This is a genomic window from Pseudomonas sp. YuFO8, from assembly GCF_035065025.1.
Lineage (GTDB): Bacteria > Pseudomonadota > Gammaproteobacteria > Pseudomonadales > Pseudomonadaceae > Aquipseudomonas > Aquipseudomonas putida_AE.
The window spans coordinates 20,958-44,008 of sequence record NZ_JAXDEQ010000012.1; the positions used below are offsets into that span (position 1 = coordinate 20,958).

General features: G+C 61.4%; 21 protein-coding genes. 16 read left to right on the top strand and 5 right to left on the bottom strand.

All coding sequences use genetic code 11. The annotated features are described in order from the left end of the window. The first annotated feature begins 104 nt into the window (after window positions 1–104). Window positions 105–686, top strand: coding sequence for a hypothetical protein (locus SOP95_RS12965; protein ID WP_323607309.1), 582 nt, complete (start codon window positions 105–107; stop codon window positions 684–686). 139 nt (window positions 687–825) lie between these two features. On the opposite strand, the gene SOP95_RS12970 is transcribed toward SOP95_RS12965, so the two are convergent. Both SOP95_RS12970 and SOP95_RS12975 read right to left on the bottom strand, forming a co-directional pair. Beyond that, window positions 826–1,617: a class II aldolase/adducin family protein gene (locus SOP95_RS12970; RefSeq protein ID WP_323607310.1), complete on the bottom strand. Its 792-nt coding sequence runs from the start codon at window positions 1,615–1,617 to the stop codon at window positions 826–828. A 77-nt stretch (window positions 1,618–1,694) separates the two neighbouring features. Then, window positions 1,695–2,744, bottom strand: coding sequence for an ABC transporter substrate-binding protein (locus tag SOP95_RS12975; protein ID WP_323607311.1), 1,050 nt, complete (start codon window positions 2,742–2,744; stop codon window positions 1,695–1,697). Window positions 2,745–3,055: 311 nt separating this feature from the next. Between SOP95_RS12975 and SOP95_RS12980 the strand changes: the two genes are divergently transcribed. Together SOP95_RS12980 and SOP95_RS12985 are read left to right on the top strand one after the other, a co-directional pair. Beyond that, window positions 3,056–5,017: an oxidoreductase gene (locus SOP95_RS12980; RefSeq protein ID WP_323607312.1), complete on the top strand. Its 1,962-nt coding sequence runs from the start codon at window positions 3,056–3,058 to the stop codon at window positions 5,015–5,017. Between the two features lie 166 nt (window positions 5,018–5,183). Continuing rightward, window positions 5,184–5,780, top strand: coding sequence for a cupin domain-containing protein (locus tag SOP95_RS12985; RefSeq protein WP_274075757.1), 597 nt, complete (start codon window positions 5,184–5,186; stop codon window positions 5,778–5,780). On the opposite strand, the gene SOP95_RS12990 is transcribed toward SOP95_RS12985, so the two are convergent. Then, window positions 5,777–6,709: a helix-turn-helix domain-containing protein gene (locus SOP95_RS12990; RefSeq protein ID WP_274075758.1), complete on the bottom strand. Its 933-nt coding sequence runs from the start codon at window positions 6,707–6,709 to the stop codon at window positions 5,777–5,779. The genes SOP95_RS12985 and SOP95_RS12990 overlap by 4 nt on opposite strands. 160 nt (window positions 6,710–6,869) lie before the next feature. Between SOP95_RS12990 and SOP95_RS12995 the strand changes: the two genes are divergently transcribed. From SOP95_RS12995 to SOP95_RS13040, 10 genes are all read left to right on the top strand, one after another. Then, on the top strand, window positions 6,870–8,228 hold the full coding sequence (locus SOP95_RS12995; protein ID WP_274075759.1) for a glutamine synthetase family protein: 1,359 nt from the start codon (window positions 6,870–6,872) through the stop codon (window positions 8,226–8,228). Between the two features lie 153 nt (window positions 8,229–8,381). Continuing rightward, window positions 8,382–9,470, top strand: coding sequence for a polyamine ABC transporter substrate-binding protein (locus tag SOP95_RS13000; RefSeq protein WP_323607313.1), 1,089 nt, complete (start codon window positions 8,382–8,384; stop codon window positions 9,468–9,470). Continuing rightward, a complete protein-coding gene (locus tag SOP95_RS13005; RefSeq protein ID WP_323607314.1) occupies window positions 9,467–10,768 on the top strand; it encodes an NAD(P)/FAD-dependent oxidoreductase in 1,302 nt (433 codons plus the stop codon). The genes SOP95_RS13000 and SOP95_RS13005 overlap by 4 nt, the downstream gene beginning before the upstream one ends. A gap of 212 nt (window positions 10,769–10,980) precedes the next feature. Continuing rightward, entirely contained in the window at window positions 10,981–11,577 is a 597-nt protein-coding gene (locus tag SOP95_RS13010) for a paraquat-inducible protein A (protein ID WP_274075762.1), read from the top strand. Beyond that, window positions 11,574–12,230, top strand: coding sequence for a paraquat-inducible protein A (locus SOP95_RS13015; RefSeq protein ID WP_274075763.1), 657 nt, complete (start codon window positions 11,574–11,576; stop codon window positions 12,228–12,230). Before SOP95_RS13010 ends, SOP95_RS13015 begins: the two co-directional genes overlap by 4 nt. After that, window positions 12,211–13,866, top strand: coding sequence for a PqiB family protein (locus SOP95_RS13020; protein ID WP_323607315.1), 1,656 nt, complete (start codon window positions 12,211–12,213; stop codon window positions 13,864–13,866). Before SOP95_RS13015 ends, SOP95_RS13020 begins: the two co-directional genes overlap by 20 nt. 17 nt (window positions 13,867–13,883) lie before the next feature. Further along, window positions 13,884–14,450 carry a PqiC family protein gene (locus SOP95_RS13025; protein ID WP_274075765.1) on the top strand — a complete coding sequence of 189 codons (567 nt, stop codon included), beginning with the start codon at window positions 13,884–13,886 and terminating at the stop codon, window positions 14,448–14,450. Between the two features lie 141 nt (window positions 14,451–14,591). Beyond that, window positions 14,592–15,605 (top strand): iron ABC transporter substrate-binding protein, encoded by a 1,014-nt coding sequence (locus tag SOP95_RS13030; protein ID WP_323607316.1) that lies wholly within the window; start codon window positions 14,592–14,594, stop codon window positions 15,603–15,605. Window positions 15,606–15,608: 3 nt separating this feature from the next. Beyond that, window positions 15,609–17,207, top strand: a complete 1,599-nt coding sequence (locus SOP95_RS13035) for an ABC transporter permease (protein ID WP_274075767.1) — start codon at window positions 15,609–15,611, stop codon at window positions 17,205–17,207. After that, window positions 17,204–18,274 carry an ABC transporter ATP-binding protein gene (locus tag SOP95_RS13040; protein WP_323607317.1) on the top strand — a complete coding sequence of 357 codons (1,071 nt, stop codon included), beginning with the start codon at window positions 17,204–17,206 and terminating at the stop codon, window positions 18,272–18,274. The genes SOP95_RS13035 and SOP95_RS13040 overlap by 4 nt, the downstream gene beginning before the upstream one ends. Window positions 18,275–18,298: 24 nt before the next feature. Here SOP95_RS13040 and SOP95_RS13045 read toward each other — a convergent pair whose 3' ends face one another. Together SOP95_RS13045 and SOP95_RS13050 are read right to left on the bottom strand one after the other, a co-directional pair. Further along, entirely contained in the window at window positions 18,299–19,237 is a 939-nt protein-coding gene (locus tag SOP95_RS13045; protein WP_408596186.1) for a site-specific integrase, read from the bottom strand. After that, a complete protein-coding gene (locus SOP95_RS13050; protein WP_323607318.1) occupies window positions 19,230–19,376 on the bottom strand; it encodes a hypothetical protein in 147 nt (48 codons plus the stop codon). Before SOP95_RS13050 ends, SOP95_RS13045 begins: the two co-directional genes overlap by 8 nt. 46 nt (window positions 19,377–19,422) lie before the next feature. On the opposite strand from SOP95_RS13050, the gene SOP95_RS13055 reads away from it, so the two are divergent. From SOP95_RS13055 to SOP95_RS13065, 3 genes are all read left to right on the top strand, one after another. Continuing rightward, on the top strand, window positions 19,423–20,802 hold the full coding sequence (locus SOP95_RS13055; protein WP_323607319.1) for a UDP-glucose dehydrogenase family protein: 1,380 nt from the start codon (window positions 19,423–19,425) through the stop codon (window positions 20,800–20,802). Between the two features lie 179 nt (window positions 20,803–20,981). Continuing rightward, entirely contained in the window at window positions 20,982–22,160 is a 1,179-nt protein-coding gene (locus SOP95_RS13060) for an MFS transporter (protein ID WP_274075770.1), read from the top strand. A 157-nt stretch (window positions 22,161–22,317) separates the two neighbouring features. Then, window positions 22,318–23,025, top strand: a complete 708-nt coding sequence (locus SOP95_RS13065; protein WP_323607320.1) for an HPP family protein — start codon at window positions 22,318–22,320, stop codon at window positions 23,023–23,025. Window positions 23,026–23,051: the final 26 nt, after the last annotated feature.

Genomic DNA, 23,051 nt, shown 5'->3' on the forward strand with positions numbered 1-23,051 from the left:
GGTTTGGCTGCCACATCGTGTAATCGTTCTTCGCAGGCAAGCCTGGCTCCTACATTAGATTGCGTATTACCCTCACCGTCCGCCTCGCCATTTAATACACCTTCATGATTTGCTCACTTCGCAATACCGCATTGGCTGCCCTGTGCCTGTCACCCTTCGCCGCTGCCGGGATCGAGGTGATCCAACCGGTGCACCCGGTGTGGTTGCTGGAACAACCCTACGCCGGGAATGCCCTGCTCACCGCACGGACCTTCGGGGACAGTGCCTATGGGGATTATCGCGTCAATGCCACGTTGCAGATCAGTTGTTCCCAAACAGCCCGTTTGACCCTGCAGATCGCACCGGCATCCCTGGGTTTTGACAGCGATCCCTTTGAAGGTCCCGATGCAACCGCCGATGGGCCCCTGCAGATCACCACGGGAACACGTCCCAGCGTCGAGCATCGGGTTTCCGGCAGCTGGACCGCTGGCGGGGCTTTCCAGGTAGGGGACTTGTTTTCGATCAGTACGGACATTGCACCGTCTGAGCTGGAGTATTGGCTGAGCGATGCTTCGCGCGGACAGCCGCTGAAACTTTCGTTGGCCCCGGCGAAAACAGGCGGGAAACCACTGACCGCTACATTTTCGTTGCCGCAAGACAATCAAGGGTTGAAACACGCGTGCCTTGGGGCCAGGCCAGGGTTGTGAAGTTGGCAGGTCCGCCGCCATCGCTGGCAAGCCAGCTCCTACAGGTTACGCGTTGGTCACGGATTCTGCGTACACCCATTACCCCTGTAGGAGCTGGCTTGCCAGCGATGAGGCCAGCCCGTACAACCGAGCATTCAGATCAATCCCGATACCCCGGCGCCACCCGCTCCAACAACCTCAACAACGCCGCCCAAGCCAATTGCATCGCATCCGGATCGCTCAACTCCCCCTCCTCAAGCGGCCGCCCCGGATCATTGAACTGCCGCTCGGTATGCGCACAAACCTCATCCGGTGGCAACACCACCTCGCCAGCCGCCTGCGCCGCCAGCTGGATTTCGCAAGCCTTTTCCAGGTAATACATGCGCAAAAATGCCTGGCTGACGGTTTCGCCCACGGTCAGCAGGCCGTGGTTACGCAGCATCAATACCGGCTTGTCGCCCATGTCCGCCACCAACCGTTGCTGCTCACTCATGTCCAGCGCCACGCCTTCGTAGTCGTGGTAGGCAACCCGGCCATAGAACTCCATGGAAATCTGGTTCACCGGCAACAACCCGCACTTGAGCGCCGCCACCGCACAACCGGACTTGGTGTGGGTGTGCAGCACGCACTGCGCATCTTCCCGGGCGCCGTGAATGGCGCTGTGGATCACGAACCCGGCCGGGTTCACCGGGTACGGCGACGGCTCGACGGCGCGGCCATCGAGGTCGATCTTGACCAGGTTGGACGCGGTGATTTCGTCGAACATCAGCCCGTAGGGATTGATCAGGAAGTGATGCTCAGGTCCCGGAATACGCACCGAGATGTGGGTGAAGATCAGGTCGGTCATGCGAAAGTGCGCAATCAGGCGATAACAGGCCGCCAGTTCTTCGCGCAGGCGCTGTTCGGTCACGCTGCATTCAGGGGTGGTCAGGGGTGTGGCGATGTTGTTCATCGGGCGGATTCTCCAGGCAGTTCGGCTGGGCAGACAGTAAGACTGGACGCTTCGACACGTCCAGCCATCCTCGCGACTTATTTGCTGGCCCAGGCGTTGAAGCGCTCTTCCAGTTCTTCGCCATGGTCGACCCAGAATTCGACGTTCATCGACAACGCGCCCTTGAGGTTCTGCGGCGCCGTGGGCACCCACTGTGCCAGTTTGTCATCGAGACGCGCGGCAGCCTGGATGTTGGTCGGGCCGTAGGGGATCTGCTCGACGTATTTCACCTGGGCATCCGGCTGGTTGGCGAAGGCGATGAAACGCTTGGCCTGGTCGACGTGCCGGGAGCCCTTGATGATCGCCCAGTAGTCCATGCCGTACAGGCTGCCGGGCCAGACCAGACCCAGGTGGCTACCTTTCTGCGCGGCGTCGGCAATGCGCCCGCTGTAGGTCGAGGTCATCACCACATCGCCGGCGGTCAGCCATTGCGGCGGTTGCGCGCCCGCCTCCCACCACTGGATGTATGGCTTGAGTTCCGTGAGTTTGGCAAATGCCCGGTCCACGCCCTGCGGGGTGCCAAGCACCTTGTACACCTCATCGACCTTGACCCCGTCCGCCAGCAAGGCGAACTCCAGGTTGTACACCGCGCGTTTACGCAGCCCACGCTTGCCGGGGGTTTTCTTCACGTCCCAGAAGTCTGCCCAGGAGGTCGGGGCCTGGGCCAGTTTGTCGGTGTCGTAGGCAATGGCCACGCTCCACACCAGCGCGGCGGAACCGCATTCCTGCGCCGCCTCGGGGATCAACTGGTCGGCTTGCCCCAGACGGGTCCAGTCCAGCCGCTCGTACATGCCTTCCTCGCAACCGCGCATCAGGTCCGGGCCTTCGATCTGCACCACGTCCCAGTCGACGTTGCCGGTGTCGACCATGACTTTGATTTTCGCCATCTCGCCGTTGTATTCACTCTGGATCACCTTGCTCTGATCCACGGCGGCAAAAGGCTGGAAGAACGCCACGTCCTGGGCTTTTTGTCCGGCGCCGCCGTAACCGACCACCACCATCTCCGATGCTGCCTGTGCGCTGCCCAGGCCCATGGCCAAGGTCAACGCCAAGGGATAAAAACCGTGCTTGAGCGTATTCGATTTCATCAGTGGTTCCTCGTGCAGGTGCCAGGCGACTGCAGGTCGGCATGGCCCTTTTTTATTGTTGGTGAGGGTCGCCCCAGGAGCGGGCTCGAAACGAAACTACTCAAGGCCCAGTAAAAAAACAAGTTGATTTTTTACTGAAGGTAAATTTCTATAGACCAAACAACAACAACGAAAACCTGATGCCTCTGTAGGAGCGAGCTTGCTCGCGATGGACTTGAGGGCGATGCGTTTATCCAGACAACACGCGTCATCGTTAACGTCCATCGCGAGCAAGCTTGCTCCTACAGGTCAGCCGCCGGAGTAACCGCACCATGCCGAGCCCGTCCCCTGCCTTCGCGCACCTGTTCGAACCCTTGCAGATCCGTGGCAAGCGCCTGAAAAACCGCATCATGTCCAGCGGTCACGACACCTCGATGCCCACCGACAACCTGGTCAACGAGCAACTGATTGCCTATCACAAGGCGCGTGCCGAAGGCGGTGCCGGGCTGATCGTGCTGCAAGTGGCCGGGGTGCATGACAGTGCGCGCTACACCTCCCATGTGCTGATGGCCACCGACGATGAATGCATCGAGGGCTACCGCAAACTCGCGCAAACCTGCCATGCCCACGGCACGGTGGTGCTGTCGCAAGTGTTCCATCCGGGGCGGGAAATCATGGAGTCCAGCGATGGCCTGCTGGCGGTGGCCTACTCGGCGTCGGCGGTGCCCAACGAGCGTTTCCGGGTGATGCCACGGGCGCTGGACCAGGCGATGATCGACGAGATCGTCGCCGGTTATGCCGCTGCTGCCCGACGCCTGCACCAGGCCGGCATCGATGGCGTGGAAGTGGTCGCCAGTCACGGTTACCTGCCGGCGCAATTCATCAACCCGCGGGTCAACCGCCGTACCGATGGCTACAACGGTGAGCTGGAACAGCGTTTGCGTTTCCTGCGCGAAGTCATTGCCGCCGTGCGCGCGGCGACTGATGAGCAATTCATCATCGGGCTGCGCATCTCCGCCGATGAGCGCGATCCTGAAGGGCTGACCGAAGACGAATCATTGACCGCCGTACAATCGCTGCAAGGGCAGCTGGATTACGTGCACATCGTCGCCGGTACTTCGGCATCCCTCGGTGGTGCGGTGCACATCGTGCCGCCGATGGCGATCGAAGCGGCGTACCTGGCCAAGGAGGCCGGCACCTTCAAGGCTGGCTTGAACATTCCCTTGTTCGTCACCGGGCGCATCAACCAGCCCCAGGAGGCCGAGTTGATTCTGGCCCGGGGTCAGGCCGATGTGTGCGGCATGACCCGGGCGCTGATCTGTGACCCGCAGATGCCCAACAAGACCGACACCGGCCACGTCGAAGATGTGCGCGCCTGCATTGCCTGCAATCAGGCGTGCATCGGGCACTTCCACAAGGGCTTGCCGATCTCCTGCATCCAGCACCCGGAAACCGGCCGTGAACTGACTTTTGGTCAGCGCCAACCAACTGCAAAACGCAAACGCATCATGATCGCCGGCGGTGGCCCGGCTGGCATGAAGGCCGCCGCCGTCGCCGCCCAGCGCGGGCATGACGTGACGCTGTACGAAGCCAGCTCGCAATTGGGCGGTCAGGTGTTACTCGCGCAATTGCTGCCACGGCGTAGCGAGTTCGGCGGCGCCAGCACCAACCTGCAGCGGGAAATGGAACTGGCCGGGGTGCGTGTGGTGCGCAATACCCGGGTCGACCGCGCCTTGGTGGAGCAGGAAAAACCGGACATGGTGATCGTCGCCACCGGTGCCGAGCCCTATTGGCCGTTCTTCGAACGTGGCGGCGAACTGCAGGTGGTGGATGCCTGGCAAGTGCTGCGTGAAGAGGTGCAGATCGGCCGTTCCGTGGTGGTGGTCGACTGGCGCTGCGACTGGATCGGCCCCGGCATTGCCGAGCGCCTGACCCGGGCCGGGCATCAGGTGCAACTGGCGGTGAACGGTACCCATTGCGGGGAGAACCTGCCGCTGTACGTGCGCGATCAACTGGCTGGCGAGCTGCACAAGCTCGCCATTCCCATCATCCCCTACGCCCGGTTGTACGGCTGCGACGACAACACGGTCTACCTGCAACACACCGCCAGCGGTGAGCCGATGTTGCTGGAAAATATCGATACGCTGGTGCTGTGCCAGGGCCATCAACCGGTGGATACCCTGGGTGCAGAGTTGCAAGGCCTGGTGGAATTTCGCCGCATCGGCGACTGCCTGGCGCCGCGTACCGCCGAAGAAGCGATTTACGAAGGGTTGAAAGTCGCGTGGGAGCTTTAAGCCTGTTTATACTCCGGGGCTTTGAAACACCCTTGTAGGAGCTGGCTTGCCAGCGATGGAGTCGATAACACCGCGATTATCCGGTAAGCACGCGTTATCGTTCACGACCATCGCTGGCAAGCCAGCTCCTACAAGGGTTCACGTTCTACCCGGTTTGGAATTCGCCATGAGCAACAGCAGCAAGACCCAGGCCGCATCAGGTAGCGCCGAACCGCATTTCCTCGGCACGCGCATCCGCGGCCTGCGCAAACGTCGGGGCATGACCCTGGCGGAATTGGCGCAACAGAGCGAACTGACCGCCGGCTACATCAGCCAGCTGGAACGCAACCTCGCCTATCCGTCGATCCCGGCGCTGTTCAACATCGCCCGCAGTCTCGGCGTGACTATCCAGTGGTTCTTCGCCAGCGAGGCGATCACCGATCCTGAAGACGACGGTATTGTCGTGCGCAAGCACAGCCGCCTGAACGTGCATTACGAAGACGGCATCGTCGATCAGCTGTTGACCCCGCAAGTCAACCGCCAGCTGGAAATGCTCCACTCGCGTTTCCCGCCCGGCACCTACAGCCAGCAAAGCTACAGCCACGACGGCGAAGAAGCCGGTTACCTGCTGTCGGGCAGCTTCGAGTTGTGGGTCGGCGAGCGCTACTTCCAGCTCAATGAAGGCGACAGTTTCAGTTTCTCCAGCCAGGAGCCGCACCGCTACGGTAACCCTGGCGAGGTGGATGCCGTGGTGATCTGGGTGATCACCCCGCCGACCTTCTAACGCCGGCCGCGCCCGCTTGCCTGAGCGACACATGCACGCTTGAGGGTGTCGCTCGGCAGTTCCTTGAACAGCGCGCGATAGCTGCTGGAAAACCGTCCCAGATGCCAGAACGACCAGTGCATGGCCACTTCGGCCACGGTGGTTTGCGTCGGCGTGCGGCTGAGCAGTTCGCGGCGGGCACTGTTGAGGCGGCGCAGGCGCAGCCACTGGGTCGGCGCCATGCCGGTGTAGGTCTTGAACGCGTGTTGCAGCTGGCGCAGCGAAACCCCGGCGACCCGGGACAACTCCAGCAGGTTGAGCTGCTCCTCCGGGCTGTCCGCCGCCCATTCCCCTACCCGCTGCATGATCGCCCGCTCCCCGGCCCGACGCTGCAGGGCGCCCTGGTCGAGGCGCACGCAGGCGTTGTCGAGGATGAACAGACAGTCCTCCAACAACTGTTGGGTCAAGGCTTCGCGGCTGGGCGGGTCGTAGGTCTGCGACAGCTGGGTCAGGGTTGCGCTGAGCCAGCGACTGAACAAGGCATTCTGCTGCGAGTTTAGCGGCGCCAGGAACAACCCCTCCAGCCGCGCGACGTCCAGCCCATGGCGCTTGACGAAGTCCGGGCCGAACACCACGGCGATTTCCTGGTAGTTCTCCGGAGTGATCCAGATGTTGCGGCTTTCACCGTTCAACACGTACAGCGCGTTGTCGCTGCGATCGAAACAGAACGCCAGCGAACCTTGCGGCGCACTGAAATTCTGCTCGACCCGGGTGTTCATCTGTTCCTCGTAGATCTCGACGCCCTGTAGATCCAGATAGCGCACCAATCCTGCGAAATGTCCCGGCGACATCTGTTGGTAATGCTGGACCCAGCCCGGTGTGGCGCGGATTTGCTCGGCGACATCGACGGTACTGAATGCTTGGACCTGTAACGAATTGCAAGCTGTCATGGGTGACCTTACGCACTCTTTTGGTGCGTTTTGTGTTGCTAAAAGTGGATAGATGGAACCGTAAGCCTCGCCCAAGATAGACGTCAACGCGCTACAGGGGAAGCGTCCTACAGATGAATCGACTTTCTCCCGCGTTAACAAAACCAATAACGAGGTCTTTATGAATGCCCCTTTCGATCAGCTGTTCACTTGGCTGAAAGATCACAAGATTACCGAAGTCGAGTGCGTCGTCAGCGACCTGACCGGCATTGCACGCGGCAAAATCGCACCCACCAACAAGTTCCTGCATGAGCGAGGCATGCGCCTGCCGGAAAGTGTGCTGTTGCAAACGGTAACCGGGGACTTTGTCGACGACGACATCTACTACGACCTGCTCGATCCTGCCGATATCGACATGGTCTGCAAGCCGGTGTCCGATGCGGTGTACGTGGTGCCATGGGCGATCGAGCCGACCGCCATCGTGATTCACGACACCTTTGACAAGTTCGGCAACCCGATCGAATTGTCGCCGCGCAACGTGCTCAAGAAAGTCCTGCAGCTGTACACCGACAAAGGCTGGCGGCCGATCGTCGCGCCGGAAATGGAGTTTTACCTGACCCAGCGCTGCGAAGACCCGGACTTGCCACTCAAGGCCCCGATGGGCCGATCCGGTCGCGCCGAAAGCGGTCGCCAGTCGTTCTCCATCGACGCCGCCAACGAATTCGACCCGCTGTTCGAAGATGTCTACGACTGGTGCGAACTCCAGGGCCTGGACCTCGACACGCTGATCCACGAAGACGGCCCGGCGCAGATGGAAATCAACTTTCGCCATGGCGATGCGCTGGACCTGGCCGACCAGATCACCGTGTTCAAGCGCACCATGCGCGAGGCGGCGCTCAAGCACAACGTCGCGGCGACCTTCATGGCCAAGCCGGTCGGCGATGAGCCGGGCAGCGCCATGCACATTCACCAGAGCGTGGTGGACATCGCCACCGGCCAGCCGATCTTTGCCGATGCCGACGGCAACATGAGCGAGTTGTTCCTGCACCACATCGGTGGCTTGCAGAAGTACATCCCCAAAGTGCTGCCGATGTTCGCACCGAACGTCAACTCGTTCCGCCGCTTCCTGCCGGACACTTCGGCACCGGTGAACGTCGAATGGGGCGAAGAAAACCGTACCGTCGGCCTGCGCGTGCCGACCTCGAGCCCCGATGCCATGCGCGTGGAAAACCGCTTGCCGGGGGCCGATGCCAACCCTTACCTGGCCATCGCCGCCAGCCTGCTGTGTGGGTACCTGGGCATGGTCGAGCGCATTGAACCAAGCGCCGCGGTACAGGGTCGGGCTTATGAGCGGCGCAACCTGCGGTTGCCGATCACCATCGAAGACGCGCTGACGCAGATGGAAGAATGCGACACCGTGAGCCGCTACCTGGGCGACAAGTTCGTGCGTGGCTATGTCGCAGTCAAGCGTGCCGAGCACGAGAACTTCAAGCGCGTGATCAGTTCGTGGGAGCGCGAGTTCCTGTTGCTGAGCGTCTGACCCCTTCGCTGTCTGTAACGACCTTATCGCCAGCAGGCTGGCTCCCACACTTGGAATGCATTCCCCCTGTGGGAGCCAGCCTGCTGGCGATGACGGCCGCCAGTACCCTAGAAAACCACCTGAAGAATCCAATAATTCCAAGAAGGTATCGTTATGCGTCTGTTGAAATCCATGGTCCCGGCCGCGCTCGCGGTCTTGTTCAGCGCCGTTGCCCAGGCTCAGCCACAGGTCAGTGTCTACAACTGGACCGACTACATCGGCGAGACCACCCTCGCCGACTTCCAGGCCAAAACCGGGATCAAGGTGATCTACGACGTTTTCGATTCCAACGAAACCCTGGAAGGCAAACTGCTTGCCGGGCGTACCGGGTATGACGTGGTCGTGCCGTCCAACCACTTCCTCGCCCGCCAGGTGAAGGCCGGCGCGTTCCTCAAGCTCGACCGCGAGCAACTGCCGAACTTCAAGAACCTGGACCCGAAACTGCTGGCCCTGCTGGAAAACAACGACCCGGGTAACGCGCACTCGGTGCCATACCTTTGGGGTACCAATGGCATCGGCTACAACGTCGACAAGGTCAAGCAGGTGCTGGGCATTGACCACATCGATTCCTGGGCCGTGCTGTTCGAACCGGAAAACATCAAGAAGCTGAGCGCCTGCGGCGTATCGATGATGGACTCGGCGGATGAAGTGTTCCCCGCGGTGCTCAATTACATGGGCATGGACCCGCGCAGCGAGAATCCCGAAGACTTCAAAAAGGCCGAAGCCAAGCTGCTGAGCATCCGTCCGTACATCACCTATTTCCACTCCTCCAAGTATGTCTCGGACCTGGCCAACGGCGACATCTGCGTGGCGTTCGGTTACTCCGGTGACGTGTTCCAGGCTGCCAACCGCGCCAAGGAAGCCAAGAACAACGTGAACATTGCCTATGCCATTCCCAAGGAAGGCGCGAACCTGTGGTTTGACCTGCTGGCCATCCCGGCGGACGCCGGCAACCCGAAAGAAGCCCACGCCTTCATCAATTACCTGCTCGACCCGCAAGTGATCGCCAAGGTCAGCGCCTCGGTCGGTTATGCCAACCCGAACCCGGCCGCCAAGCAGTACATGGACCCGGAACTGGTGAACAACCCTGAGGTTTACCCGCCGCAGGAAGTGCTCGACAAGCTATACATCTCGACCACGCCGCCGCAGTCGATCATGCGCTTGATGACGCGTTCCTGGAGCAAAGTGAAGTCCAACCAATGAACCAGTACACCCACGAACACGCCCATTCCTATTACGCCGCGTCGGCCAATGGCATGGTGCCCTACCCCACGCTGACCGAAGACCTGGTGGCCGATGTCTGCGTGATTGGCGGCGGTTTTACCGGCGTCAACACGGCCATCGAACTGGCCCAACGCGGGCTCTCGGTGATCCTGCTGGAAGGCCGGCGGATCGGCTGGGGCGCCAGCGGGCGCAACGGCGGGCAGCTGATTCGCGGCATCGGCCATGACGTCAGCGGTTTCGCCAAGCATGTCGGGGTTGAAGGTGTGCGCTACCTGGAGCATGCCGGGACTGAATCGGTGCAACTGGTGGGCAATCGAATCCGTGAACACAGCATCGATTGCGACTTGCGCTGGGGTTTCTGCGAGCTGGCCAACACCCCGTCGCAGTTCGCCGGGTTGCAGGCTGAACACGCTGCGCTCAAGGAATCGGGTTACGCCCATGAAACCCGTCTGGTCGAATCTGCGCAGATCCGTGAGCAGGTGGTGAATTCCGGCGTGTATGCCGGCGGCCTGGTCGACATGGGTTCGGGGCACCTGCACCCGCTGAACCTGGTGCTTGGCGAAGCGAAACTCGCGTTATCCCTTGGTGTGCGGATTTTCGAGCAAAGCCCGGTACTGGAGTTGATCCATGGCAGTACTGTTCAAATTCGTTGTGCAAGTGGCACGGTACGCGCCAGCAGTCTGGTCCTGGGCTGCAATGCGCATCTGGAAGAACTTGAACCGAAACTCAGCGGAAAAGTGCTCCCGGCGGGCAGCTACATCATCGCCACCGAACCCTTGTCGGCGCAGCTTGCCGCACAGTTGATCCCGCACAACCTGGCGCTGTGCGACCAGAAAGTCGGCCTGGACTATTACCGGCTCTCGGCCGACCGGCGCCTGCTGTTTGGCGGAGCCTGCCATTATTCCGGGCGTGATCCGGCGGATATCAGCGCCTACATGCGCCCGCAGATGCTCAAGGTCTTCCCGCAACTGGCGAATGTGCGCATCGACTACCAATGGGGCGGTAAGATCGGCATCACCGCCAATCGCTTCCCCCAGGTCGGGCGCCTGAGCCAATACCCGAACGTGTTCTACGCCCAGGGTTACTCCGGCCATGGCGTCAACGTGACCCACTGGTGCGCGAAATTGTTGGGCGAAGCGATCCATGCCGGTCACAGCAAAGGCTTCGACGTATTCAGTGCCGTGCCGCACATGACCTTTCCTGGTGGCCGCGCCCTGCGTTCGCCGCTGCTGGCCCTGGGCATGCTCTGGTACCGCATGCGCGAACTCCTCGGCTAACCGCCCCTGTAGGAGCTGCCGCAGGCTGCGATCTTTTGATCTTGTTTTTTTGAAAGCAAAATCAAAAGATCGCAGCCTGCGGCAGCTCCTACAGGGTATCAACGATACGTCCTTCCCCATCTCTCTGTTTAGCCTTTCGATTTGCTCAATTGCGAGTCACTTCTATATTGAGGGGGTGCTCTGAATTTCCTGCCTCCTGTTGAGCCTGGCCCATGGCAACTACTGATCAGCTGATCATCTGCGAGCACTGCGACAGCGTGTACGAAAAAGTGACGCTCGCCAAACACCAGAAAACCCTGTGCACCCGCTGCGGCGGCGTGCTTCAGCGTTATAACGGCCTGACCGTGGAGCAACGCCTGGCGTTGACTTTCGCCGCGTTGATGCTGTGGATTTTTGCCAACTTCTATCCGGTCATGAGCATCAGCCTCAAAGGCCTGAAAAACAGTGCAACGCTTTGGGATTCGGTGGTGGCGCTGAGCCTGGGGCCCATCACCTTCATTGCCCTGGTGGCGGCGATCGCCATGATCATCGCACCGATCTTTCAGTTGTTGCTGCTGATCTGGGTGCTGGGCTTCGCCCTCAGGCACCAGCGCGCGCCGGGTTTCAGCTTCTGCATGCGCTGGCTGGAAACCCTGCGGCCCTGGAGCATGCTGGAGGTCTGCCTGCTGGGCGCGATGGTTGCGGTGATCAAGCTCGCCGGGTTGCTGGATGTGCTGCCCGGCATCGGTCTGTTCGCCCTGGCCGTCCTCAGCCTGATGATGATCCGCATTGCCGGTCGCGATATTCGTGAACTGTGGGACCTCGTATGACCATGCCTCCCTTTGCCCGCGACCTCAACCTGTGCCTGTGCCACAGCTGCGGCCTGGCCTGCGACATGACCGGTGATCCCCACGAATGCGAGCGCTGCGGTGCCCCTCTGCATCGGCGTAAAACCAACTCACTGACCCGAACCTGGGCTTACATGATCACCGCCCTGGTGTTTTATGTGCCGGCCAACCTGTTGCCGGTGATGAACACCAAGATGGTCGGCGACGGTGCCGACAGCACGATCATGAGCGGCGTGATCGAGTTCTGGCAGCACGGCGCCTGGGACATTGCCCTGATCATTTTCATCGCCAGTATTGCGGTACCGGGCGTCAAGTTCGTCGCCCTGACGCTGCTGCTGGTGACCGTTCAACGCGACAGTCAATGGGCGCTCAGGCAGCGCTCGCAAATGTATCGGTTCGTCGAACTTATCGGTTACTGGTCAATGCTCGACGTCATCGTGGTCGCCCTGGTGGCCTCGCTGGTGAAATTCCAGGCCCTGGCCGATATCGAACCGCGCCCGGGCATCCTGTTCTTTGGTCTGGTGGTGGTGTTCACCATGCTCGCGGCGATGAGTTTCGATCCGCGACTGATCTGGGATAAAGAGCGGCAACAACCACAAAATGAGGAGGTCACGGATGAAGTCACAAGCCACTGACGGGCCGCTGGTCCCGGGGCAGGCTCCGATCAAGACCCGCCGTTTCAGCTTTTCGATGGTGTGGATCGTGCCGATTGTCGCGGTGCTGGTAGGGATATCGCTGGTGGTCCACAGCATCTTGCAGGAGGGGCCGACCATTACCGTCAAGTTCAAGACCGGCAGCGGCCTGACCGCCAACAAGACCGAGGTGAAATACCGCAACGTAGTGATCGGCCATGTGTCGGACGTGGCGTTGAGCAACGACCAGAAGAGCGTCGATGCGACGATCAAGCTGGTGAAACAGGCTGAAAGCTTTACCCGCAAGGACTCGCAGTTCTGGGTGGTCCGGCCGCGGATCGGCGCTGGCGGGGTTTCGGGAATCGATACCCTGTTGTCAGGGGATTACATCGGCGCCGATATCGGCCAGGACAATGCCCGCGCGAAGAACTTCGAAGGCCTGGAAAACCCGCCTGCCATCACCTATGGCGAACCGGGCAAACGCTTCACCTTGCATACCCAGGACCTCGGTTCACTGGATATCGGCTCGCCGGTCTACTACCGCAAGATTCCGGTCGGCCAGGTCGTGGCCTACGCGCTGGACCCCGATGGCAAGGGGGTGAACATCGAACTGTTCATCCACGCACCCAACGACAAGTACGTCACCGAGAACACCCGATTCTGGAACGCCAGCGGTGTTGACGTGAGTGTCGGCGCCAATGGTTTTGCGGTCAAGACCGAGTCCCTGTCGTCCTTGCTGGTGGGCGGCGTTGCGTTCCGTGCGCCGGAATACAGCCCCGACGACAAACCGGCCCCGGAGGAATATGCCTACGAACTGTTCCAGGACCAGCAAACGGCCCTCGCCCCGCCCAGTGGCAAGGGACAGTTCATGACCTTGCGTTTCGACCAGGCCTTGCGCGGCCTCAAGGTCGATGCCCCGGTGGAATTCCTCGGCATCGAAATCGGCAAGGTGGTGTCGGTCAATCTGGATTTCGACGCGAAAAAACGCATTTTTCCGGTCAACGTAGGGATCATGATTTATCCGCAGCGCCTGGGCCGTGCGCACACGAAGATGCTCCAGACTCTCAATCACGATCCCAACGATGAAGCCGCCGCCGTACGCGTGATCGGTACCTTTATCGACAACGGCCTGCGCGCCCAGGCTCGCACCGGCAACCTGCTGACCGGCCAGCTGTACATTTCCCTGGACTTCTACCCTAAGGCGGAAAAAGTCGTATTTGATCAAAGCGCCCGTCCAGTCAGCATTCCGACCGTTCCAGGCAGCCTCGAACAATTGCAGGAAAAACTCGAGGGCATGGTCAACAAGATCAACCAACTGCCTATCGACCGCATTGCCGCCAATCTGGACAGTAACCTCGTCGAACTGCGCAAAGGCCTGGTGCAATTCAATGCCAAGACCCTGCCTGGCGTGTCAACCACCTTGACCGATGTGAGCAAGACCCTGCAATCGGCCAACTCGACTCTGGCCGAAGACTCGCCGCAGCGGGAAAAACTCGGACAGACCCTGGACGAACTCGGACGCACCTCGCGCTCGCTGCGTGACCTGGCGGATTACCTTGGCCGGCATCCGGAATCGCTGATTCGTGGACGCCCGGATAATGCCGCGCCGATGGATATGCAAGGGCCGCCGAGCAAATGACCACAGGAGCAACATTCATGGCTTTTCCGCTGAAAATCACGTTGGTCGCGGCGTTGTCGTTACTCGCTGCCTGCCGCAGCGATCCGATCCAGTTTCACACCCTGACCCCGACCCAGCCGGCGGTCAATTCACGCAGTACCGCCGGTATCCAGATTGAAATGCTCACCGTACCGCCCCAGGTCGATCGCCCGCAGATCGTCGTGCGCGAGGGCAATACCGGCATGGCGATCCTGGAAACCGAGTGGTGGGGGGCCAGCCTGGTGGACGAGTTGCGCAGTGCCCTGACCGACCAGATGATCAACAACAATCCGCAACGCAGGGTATCGGTGCGGCTGGAGGTGCAGCGCTTTGATTCGATTCCCGGCCAGTATGGGTTGCTCGACGTGAAATGGCGCCTGCGTACCAACAATGGCAGTGAAAGCCTCATGGACACCTGCCGCAGCACCCTGCAGACACCGTCGGGACCGTCCATCGATGAGCTGGTGGCGGCGCAACAGAACAACGTCAGGCGCCTGGCGGCGCTAATCAACCAGGCAGCGGCCTCCACGCAAAAAGGTTGTCCATCCGCAAGTACCAGCCCATAACACCATCCCCCTGTGGGAGCGAGCAAACTCGCTCCCACAGGCTGCAAATGATTCGTATTGATCTAGAATAATTGACGACCTTCTTTTGTCGATTCGCTCGTATCAGCCTGCAAGACCAACAATAACAGGAGCTGACGCCGCATGAAGTCCACGATCCCTTCGTTCCTCAAAAAAGCCTTGCTGGTCACCGCCCTGGTGAGCGCAGGTCACGTATACGCCGCCGATACCGTCGGCATCGTGGTCTACAACGCCCAGCACGAAAGCCTGACCAAATCCTGGGTCGAAGGGTTTACCCAGGAAACCGGCATTCCGGTGACGATGCGCAACGGCGACGACACCGAAATGGGCAACCAGATCGTGCAGGAAGGGGCCGACTCGCCGGCGGATGTGTTCCTCACCGAAAACTCCCCGGCGATGGTCCTGGTCGACGGCGCAGGCTTGTTTGCCCCCGTGGACAAGGCCACCCTGGAGCAGGTCGACCCGGCCTACCGCCCGGCCCACGGCAAATGGGTGGGGATCGCGGCGCGTTCCACGGTGTTCGTCTACAACCCGAGCAAACTGCCCCAGGACAAGTTGCCCAAGTCGATCATGGACCTCGCCGCGCCAGAGTGGAAAGGCCGCTGGGGCGCCTCGCCCGGTGGTGCCGACTTCCAGGCCATCGTCGCCGCCATCCTCGAACAGAAAGGCGACGCCGCGACCCTGGACTGGCTGAAGGCGATGAAGACCAACTTCACGGCGTACCGGGGCAACAGTTCGGTGCTCAAGGCGGTGAATGCCGGGCAGATCGACAGCGGCGTGATCTACCACTATTACAGCTTCGTCGATCAGGCCAAGACCGGCGAAAACAGCAAGAACACCGCCCTGCACTACTTCAAGCACAAGGATCCGGGGGCGTTTGTCAGCATTTCCGGAGGCGGCGTCCTGGCCTCCAGCAAGCACAAGGAACAAGCCCAGGCGTTCCTCAAGTGGATCACCGGCAAGGACGGCCAGGCCATCCTCAAGGATGGCAAATCGTTTGAATACGCCGTGGGCAAGAACGCCGAATCCAACCCTAAACTGGTGCCTTTGCAGCAGCTCGACGCCCCATCCGTCGACGCCTCGAAACTCGACAGTAAAAAAGCCGTGGAGCTGATGACTCAGGCAGGACTGCTTTAATTGATGCCTGAAATCCTGCCCGCGGGTACCGCCCAAGCGCTACCCGCCAATTTGCGTAGACGATCGCGCGGCGTGTTCGCGAGCCGCGGTGGCGCGTGGGTGGTCGGTTTGTCGGTGCTGGTTTCGTTGCTGGCGCTGCTGCCGATTGCCTACGTCATCGGCGTGTCCCTGCAGACCGGCTGGTCCACGGTGGTGACCCTGGTGTTCCGGCCACGGGTGGGCGAGTTGTTGATCAACACCGTGTTGCTGGTGGTGCTGACGATTCCCCTCTGTATCGCGCTGGGTGTGACACTGGCCTGGCTGACCGAGCGCACGGATCTGCCGGGGCGTCGCTGGTGGTCGTTGCTGGCCACGGCGCCCCTGGCGGTGCCGGCCTTCGTCCACAGCTATGCCTGGGTCAGCCTGGTGCCGCCGATTCACGGCTTGTTCGCCGGGGTGCTGGTGTCGGTGATTGCCTACTTCCCGTTCCTGTACCTGCCGATTGCCGCGACCTTGCGGCGCCTCGACCCGGCTATCGAAGATGTCGCCGAATCGCTGGGGCTCAAGCCGTGGGCGGTGTTTTTTCGCGTGGTGCTGCCGCAGTTGCGCCTGGCCATTTGCGGTGGCGCGTTGCTGGTCGGCCTGCACCTGCTGGCCGAATATGGCCTGTACGCGATGATCCGCTTCGACACCTTCACCACCGCGATCTTCGATCAGTTCAAATCCACCTTCAACGGGCCTGCCGCCCACATGCTGGCCAGCGTGCTCGCCCTGTGCTGCCTGGTGATGCTGACCGTGGAATCCGCCGCACGGGGCCATGCGCGCTACGCCCGCGTGGGCTCCGGGAGTGCCCGTGAGCAACGGATCGTGGGCCTGAAAACCCCGGCCAGGGTGCTCGCACTGGCGTTGCAGAGCACCACCTGCGCCCTGGCGCTGGGTGTGCCCTTGATCACCCTGGGCGGCTGGCTGATCGCCGGCGGCGTGCAGGCCTGGAACCTGGGCGAGCTGCTGCCGGCGCTGCAACAGACCCTGATGCTGGGCGTGGCGGGGGCTGCCCTGACCACCTGCGCCGCCATTCCGATTGCCTGGCTGTCGATCCGCCATCCCGGACGCCTGCAGCGGCTGCTGGAAAGCTGCAACTACATCACCAGTTCATTGCCGGGCATCGTCGTTGCGCTGGCACTGGTGACCGTCACCATTCATTTTGCCCGGCCGATCTACCAGACCACCGTCACCGTGCTGCTGGCGTACCTGCTGATGTTCCTGCCCCGGGCGCTGGTGAGCCTGCGCGCCGGCATCGCTCAGGCACCGGTGGAGCTGGAAAACATGGCCCGCAGCCTGGGCCGCTCCCCTGCCCGCGCGTTATGGCTGATCACCCTGCGCCTGGCCGCTCCGGGTGCGGCTGCCGGTGCGGCGCTGGTGTTCCTGGCGATCACCAATGAACTGACCGCCACCCTGTTGCTCGCGCCCAATGGCACACGGACCCTGGCGACCGGGTTCTGGGCCATGACCAGCGAAATCGACTATGTCGCGGCGGCGCCCTATGCCCTGCTGATGATCCTGTTGTCGCTGCCGTTGACCGGGCTCCTGTATCACCAATCGAAAAAAACGGCTGGCCGATGAACACTCTTGAACTGCATTCACTGAACAAAGCCTACGGTTCCCAGCGAGCTCTGGATAACGTCAGCCTGTCGGTGCCCAGCGGCAGCCGTACGGTCATTGTCGGCCCCTCGGGCTCAGGCAAGACCACCTTGCTGCGGATGATTGCCGGCTTCGAGTTTCCTGACTCCGGGCGCCTGTCGCTCAATGGCCAGACCCTGGTCGACAGCACCCATGAAGTGCCGGCGCACCAACGTTTGATTGGCTACGTCCCACAGGACGGCGCCTTGTTCCCGCACATGACGGTGGCCGACAACATCGGCTTCGGCCTGTCGATCAAGGGCCGCGAAAAGCGCGAGCGTGTCGCGCAATTGATGGACAGCGTGGCACTGGATGCGAACATGGCGATGCGCTGGCCCCATGAATTGTCCGGCGGCCAGCAGCAGCGTGTGGCGCTGGCACGGGCGCTGGCGCAGCAGCCGCAGCTGATGTTGCTGGACGAGCCGTTTTCGGCACTCGATACCGGCTTGCGCGCGGTCATGCGCAAGATGGTCGCGCACCTGCTGGCCGACGCGGGGGTCACCACCATCCTGGTGACCCATGACCAGAGCGAAGCCTTGTCCTTCGCCGATCAACTGGCGGTGATGCGCCACGGCCGGCTGGTGCAGTCAGGCCATCCGCTGGACCTCTATCGCTACCCCGACGACGAACAGACCGCGCTGTTTCTCGGCGACGCCGTGGTCATGCCAGCGCGGATCGAGGCTGGCTGGGCCCATTGCGACCTGGGCCGGATACCGGTCAACAATCACCGCAACAACCACTCGGCGCAGATCATGCTACGGCCCGAACAGTTGCAACTGACCAGCGTGCTGCCCGACGCCACGGGTGTCACGGGCTGCCGTGCCAAGGTGGTCGACCGGGATTTCAGCGGCAACACCTGTACCTTGACCGTGGAGTTGCATTCGCGCACCGCCGATCAGCCCATAGGCCGATCATTGCTGGTACGCAGCTCCGGCCTGTATGCACCGCCTGCCGGCAGCGCCGTGCAGGTCTCGACCATCGGCCACGCGCATGTGCTGAGCGAGCCCTGATCCCTCGAACCTGGAGCATGGCCGTCAAAGATCGAAGCGATCCACCGCACGCCGGCGCTCGTTGTCGTCGCGCACATCGTAGTTGGCGGTGGTCTGGATGTTGCTGTGATGGGCCAGTTTTTGCGCGATGGACAGGTCGTGTTCTTCGATCACCCGGGTGATGAACGAGCGGCGAAAATCATGCGGCATGATTTTCACCCCCACCTGCGCGCCCCGCTGCCGGGCGATGTAATAGATCGCGTGCTTGGTGATGCGCTCGCGGGTGATGTGACTGCCACGGCGGATGCGATTGAACAGGAACGGGTCGTCCTCTTCGCCTTCCTTGAGCATCGAGCGGCGCAGTTCCAGCCAGGCATCGAGCTTGGCGAACGCCCAGGCCGGGGCGTACTTGATCAACTGCTTGTTGCCCTTGGCGGTGACGCGCAGGCTGCGCTCATTGAAGTCGAGCTGATTGAGGTCGAGGTTCACCGATTCCGATTTGCGCATGCCCGAACCGTACAGGATCGCGATAACGGCGGCGTCCCGCTTGCCCTGTGGCCGAGGATCGGCGGCGCAAACCTCCATCAGTTCCTGGATCAATGAGCGCCGCAGGTTGCGCCCCTGGGACAGGCGCGTACCGGCGATGCCCTTGACCGAGCGCATTTTCAACAAGTGCTCCTGGCTGATCAGGCTCATGCGCCACGCTTCGTTCATTACCCCGCGCACCGCATTGACGTACAACGACGACGTGTTGGGCGCATAACCGTCGGTGCGCAAGGCGGCGACCAGGGCGATGACATCTTCGGGTTGCAGGTTGTGCCAGGCGATCTCCTCGACATTCATTTCTTCAAAGCCCAGGCGATCGGCGGCGTCCTGCAGGACATAACGCATGGTCAGTTGGCTGGAGGGCGCCAGTCGTGCGAGATACAGGGTTAGCGGATTGGGTCTGAGGGCACTTGGATCAGTTGCGGGTAAGTCAGTCAAACGAAACGGCCTTGGATAAAGAGGAAACAGAAAACGCCATGGCGACAGGAATGGCCGCTACGCTGCCGGTCGTGGCCGGGAAAGTCAAATGCCCTGCCGACCAACGGCCGGCGTGACGCCGATAGACGAATTGAAACATGGCATTGCTAAACCTTGACCGGACTCGATCGGGGCAGGAGCAAACCATGAGAATCAGTGTGTTCGGTAGCGGTTATGTAGGCCTGGTGCAAGCGGCGGTGTTGGCAGAAGTCGGCCACGACGTGGTCTGCATGGACGTCGACGAGAAAAAGGTCGAATGCCTGCAACAGGGCCATGTGAGCATTTTCGAACCGGGGCTGGCCAGCCTGGTACGCGAAGGCCTGGATGCCCGACGGTTACAGTTCACCAGCGATGAGAAACTCGCGGTGCAACATGGCCAGGTGCTGTTCATCGCGGTCGGCACACCGTCCCGGGACGATGGCTCGGCTGACCTGAGCCAGGTGATGGCGGTGGGCGAAGCGGTGGCACGGCACCGTGAACAACCGCTGATCCTGGTGGAGAAGTCCACGGTGCCGGTGGGCACCGGCGATGCCCTGCGCGCGCATATCGACAGGTGCCTGATCAAGGTCGGACGCCTGTTGCAGTTCGATATCGTCTCCAATCCCGAGTTTCTCAAGGAAGGCTCGGCCGTGGCCGATTGCCGGCGACCGGACCGTATCGTCGTGGGCTGTGAACGCGAAGAAGTGCGAGAGGTGATGCGTGACCTGTACGCGCCGTTCAACCGCAACCATGAACGCATCATGTTCATGGATTTGCGCAGTGCCGAGCTGACCAAATACGCCGCCAACTGCATGCTGGCGACCAAGATCAGCTTCATCAACCAGATCGCCGAGCTGGCCGAACACCTGGGTGCCGACATCGAATCGGTGCGCCTGGGCATCGGCGCCGACTCGCGCATCGGCTACCACTTCATCTACCCCGGCTGCGGTTATGGCGGCTCCTGCTTCCCCAAGGACATGCGCGCCCTGATTCACAGCGCCGAACAGGCCCATTGTTCCAGCGACCTGCTGCAAGCGGTGGAAGCCATCAACCAGCGGCAGAAACACAAGCTGTTCGAGCGCCTCAAGGCCTTCTACAAAGGCGAGCTGCGGGGCAAGACCTTCGCCGTCTGGGGCCTGGCCTTCAAGCCCAACACCGACGACATGCGCAATGCACCGAGCCGCCTGTTGCTCGAGTCGTTATGGGCCGCCGGTGCCAATGTGCGGGCATTCGACCCCGAGGCCATGCAGCAAACCCAGCAGCTGTATCCCGATGAAACCCGGTTGATGCTCATGGGCACGCCGGAATCGGTGCTCAACGGTGCGGACGCACTGATCATCTGCACCGAGTGGCAACAATTCAAGGCGCCGGATTTCGATCTGATCCGCCAGCGCCTCAATGCGCCGGTGATCTTCGATGGCCGCAACCTGTACGATGCCGAGCGCCTGGCGCGCAATGGTTTCATGTACTTCCCGATGGGCCGCGGCGAGTCGCGCAAGTTGCCGATTCCGTATCAGCAATGGCCTGCGGCGCAGGTGGTCGCCTAATCCCCCTGTAGGAGCTGCCGCAGGCTGCGATCTCTTGATCTTGCTTTCAAAAAATCAAAGGATCGCAGCCTGCGGCAGCTCCTACAGGGATAGTGTGAATTCGCCTTGAAGTGAGCCCGCATCTGCCTGAGGATGGCAAGCACGGAAGCTGCCATCTGAATAAGGACATTTACCCCACCGTGGCCACCTACTCGCTCGTTGTTCGCCGGCTGATGATCGTTTCGCTGACCATCGTTGTCAGCCGCGCCATCATCAGTCCGCTGCTCACCCTGTTTCTAAGCGACAAACTGGGCCTCAACCAACAGGACGTCGGCCTGCTGCTGGGCATCGCGGTGTTCATCGCCACCCTGCTCGCCCTGTACGGCGGCTACGTCATCGACCGCCTGGAAAAACGCCGACTACTGATCCTCACGATGCTCTCCAGCGCCATCGGCTTCGTGTTGCTGGCCTTTGCCGAAAACCTTTACCTGGCCACCCTGACGCTGGTCATTTCCGAAACGGCCTCGGCGTTGTTCCTCATCGGCTCCAAGGCGATCCTCAGCGAAAACCTGCCCGTGGGCCAGCGCGCCAAGGCGTTTTCGCTGCGTTATACCCTGACCAACATTGGCTACGCCACCGGCCCAATGTTCGGCGTGGTGATGGCCGGGGTCTATCCGATCGCACCCTTCCTGATCGCAGGCGGTATCGCCTTCACCAGCATCTTCCTGATGCTGGGCATCCCCAGGGATTCGGCGCAGGCACCGACCATCGGCCAACCGCAGAGCTTCCTCAAGACCCTGGTCACCCTGAAGAACGACCGCACCCTGATCATGTTCACCTGCGGCTGCCTGCTCAGCACCGTGGTGCACGGGCGTTTCACCCTGTACCTGTCGCAATACCTGCTGGTGACCCAGGATTCCAGGCGCACTTTGGAGATCATGGCGGCACTGCTGGCCTGCAACGCCATAAGCGTGATCCTGTTGCAGTACCAAATCGGTCGGTTCCTCAACCGTGAAAAACTGCGCTTCTGGATTGCCGGCGGCACCGGTCTGTTCATCCTCGGATTGATCGGCTTCAGCGTGGCCGACAGCATGGTCAGTTGGTGCGTGGCGATGTTCATCTTCACCCTCGGCGAAATGATCATCTACCCGGCCGAATTCCTCTTCGTCGACACCCTGGCCCCGGAAGAACTGCGCGGCAGCTACTACGGCGCGCAGAACCTGGCCGCCCTCGGTGGCGCGCTGAGCCCGGTGATCTGCGGTTTCCTGTTGATGCACACCCCGGCCCCGACCATGTTCTATGCCTTGAGCGCGCTGACGGCCCTGGGCGGGTTCCTGTGTTTCATGAGTGGACGGCGTGTGGCGATACATCAGAAATAATGAACTGAAGCTTCATTAATATGAATTTGTCATCATCGGCAATGATCGGCACACTGTCGTCGTTCCTCCCCCAATAGTTGGAACGACTTCAAGGGCTTTCTGGATTTCCCAGACAAGCCTTTTTTTTCCTCAGGTTTTCAAAGGAACGCTGTTCATCATGCTAGCTCGCTGGTTGCCCGCCGCCGTCAACACCCGCCCTTCAGAATGGAGTCGTGCTGCCATCGGCATGGCGCTGGGGACGATGTTCAGCGTCTGGCTGTGCGCCCAGGTATTCGGCATGCCAGTGGCGCAGCACCTGGTGGGCCCGCTGGGTGCCTCGGCGGTGTTGCTGTTTGCGGTATCTTCCGGTGCGCTCGCGCAACCCTGGTCGATACTCGGCGGTTACTTGAGCGCCGCAGTGGTCGCGCTGCTGGTGGCCCACGTGCTCGGACGGACCCTGGGCAGCGCCTGCCTCGCGGCGGGCATGGCGCTGATCCTGATGTGCTGGCTGCGCTGCCTGCATCCACCGGCCGGGGCGCTGGCGTTGCTAATGGTCCTGGCGGACCCGGCGACCATTGCCATGGACTGGAAAGCCCTGGGTCCGGTGATGCTGGCCGCATCGACCATGCTGCTCAGCGCCCTGGCCTATAACAACCTGACGCGCATTCGATATCCCAAGCGTGCCAGCGAGCCGGTCGCCGTGGTCCCGGCTGACCACCCTCCAATCGACAGCCAGGCAATCACCGCCCAGGATCTGAAATTGGCCCTGGCGCAGATGGAAGCCTTCATCGACGTCACCCCCGAAGATCTTGAACAGCTGATCCATGCCACTGAGTTGCAGGCCAGGCGTCGCAGTATTGGTGAGGTGTTGAGCCGTAGCGCCTGAATCGGCTCATCTGTTGGAGCGAGCTT

Bases quoted from the DNA above. Each gene is read 5' to 3' on its own strand.
- SOP95_RS13005 (WP_323607314.1), top strand. From the start codon at position 9,467: ATGAACCAGTACACCCACGAACACGCCCATTCCTATTACGCCGCGTCG.
- SOP95_RS13025 (WP_274075765.1), top strand. From the start codon at position 13,884: ATGGCTTTTCCGCTGAAAATCACGTTGGTCGCGGCGTTGTCGTTACTC.
- SOP95_RS13030 (WP_323607316.1), top strand. From the start codon at position 14,592: ATGAAGTCCACGATCCCTTCGTTCCTCAAAAAAGCCTTGCTGGTCACC.
- SOP95_RS13040 (WP_323607317.1), top strand. From the start codon at position 17,204: ATGAACACTCTTGAACTGCATTCACTGAACAAAGCCTACGGTTCCCAG.
- SOP95_RS12970 (WP_323607310.1), bottom strand. From the start codon at position 1,617: ATGAACAACATCGCCACACCCCTGACCACCCCTGAATGCAGCGTGACC.
- SOP95_RS13065 (WP_323607320.1), top strand. From the start codon at position 22,318: ATGCTAGCTCGCTGGTTGCCCGCCGCCGTCAACACCCGCCCTTCAGAA.
- SOP95_RS13020 (WP_323607315.1), top strand. From the start codon at position 12,211: ATGAAGTCACAAGCCACTGACGGGCCGCTGGTCCCGGGGCAGGCTCCG.
- SOP95_RS13015 (WP_274075763.1), top strand. From the start codon at position 11,574: ATGACCATGCCTCCCTTTGCCCGCGACCTCAACCTGTGCCTGTGCCAC.
- SOP95_RS13055 (WP_323607319.1), top strand. From the start codon at position 19,423: ATGAGAATCAGTGTGTTCGGTAGCGGTTATGTAGGCCTGGTGCAAGCG.
- SOP95_RS12980 (WP_323607312.1), top strand. From the start codon at position 3,056: ATGCCGAGCCCGTCCCCTGCCTTCGCGCACCTGTTCGAACCCTTGCAG.
- SOP95_RS13035 (WP_274075767.1), top strand. From the start codon at position 15,609: ATGCCTGAAATCCTGCCCGCGGGTACCGCCCAAGCGCTACCCGCCAAT.
- SOP95_RS12975 (WP_323607311.1), bottom strand. From the start codon at position 2,744: ATGAAATCGAATACGCTCAAGCACGGTTTTTATCCCTTGGCGTTGACC.
- SOP95_RS13050 (WP_323607318.1), bottom strand. From the start codon at position 19,376: ATGTTTCAATTCGTCTATCGGCGTCACGCCGGCCGTTGGTCGGCAGGG.
- SOP95_RS13010 (WP_274075762.1), top strand. From the start codon at position 10,981: ATGGCAACTACTGATCAGCTGATCATCTGCGAGCACTGCGACAGCGTG.
- SOP95_RS12965 (WP_323607309.1), top strand. From the start codon at position 105: ATGATTTGCTCACTTCGCAATACCGCATTGGCTGCCCTGTGCCTGTCA.
- SOP95_RS12985 (WP_274075757.1), top strand. From the start codon at position 5,184: ATGAGCAACAGCAGCAAGACCCAGGCCGCATCAGGTAGCGCCGAACCG.
- SOP95_RS13000 (WP_323607313.1), top strand. From the start codon at position 8,382: ATGCGTCTGTTGAAATCCATGGTCCCGGCCGCGCTCGCGGTCTTGTTC.
- SOP95_RS12990 (WP_274075758.1), bottom strand. From the start codon at position 6,709: ATGACAGCTTGCAATTCGTTACAGGTCCAAGCATTCAGTACCGTCGAT.
- SOP95_RS12995 (WP_274075759.1), top strand. From the start codon at position 6,870: ATGAATGCCCCTTTCGATCAGCTGTTCACTTGGCTGAAAGATCACAAG.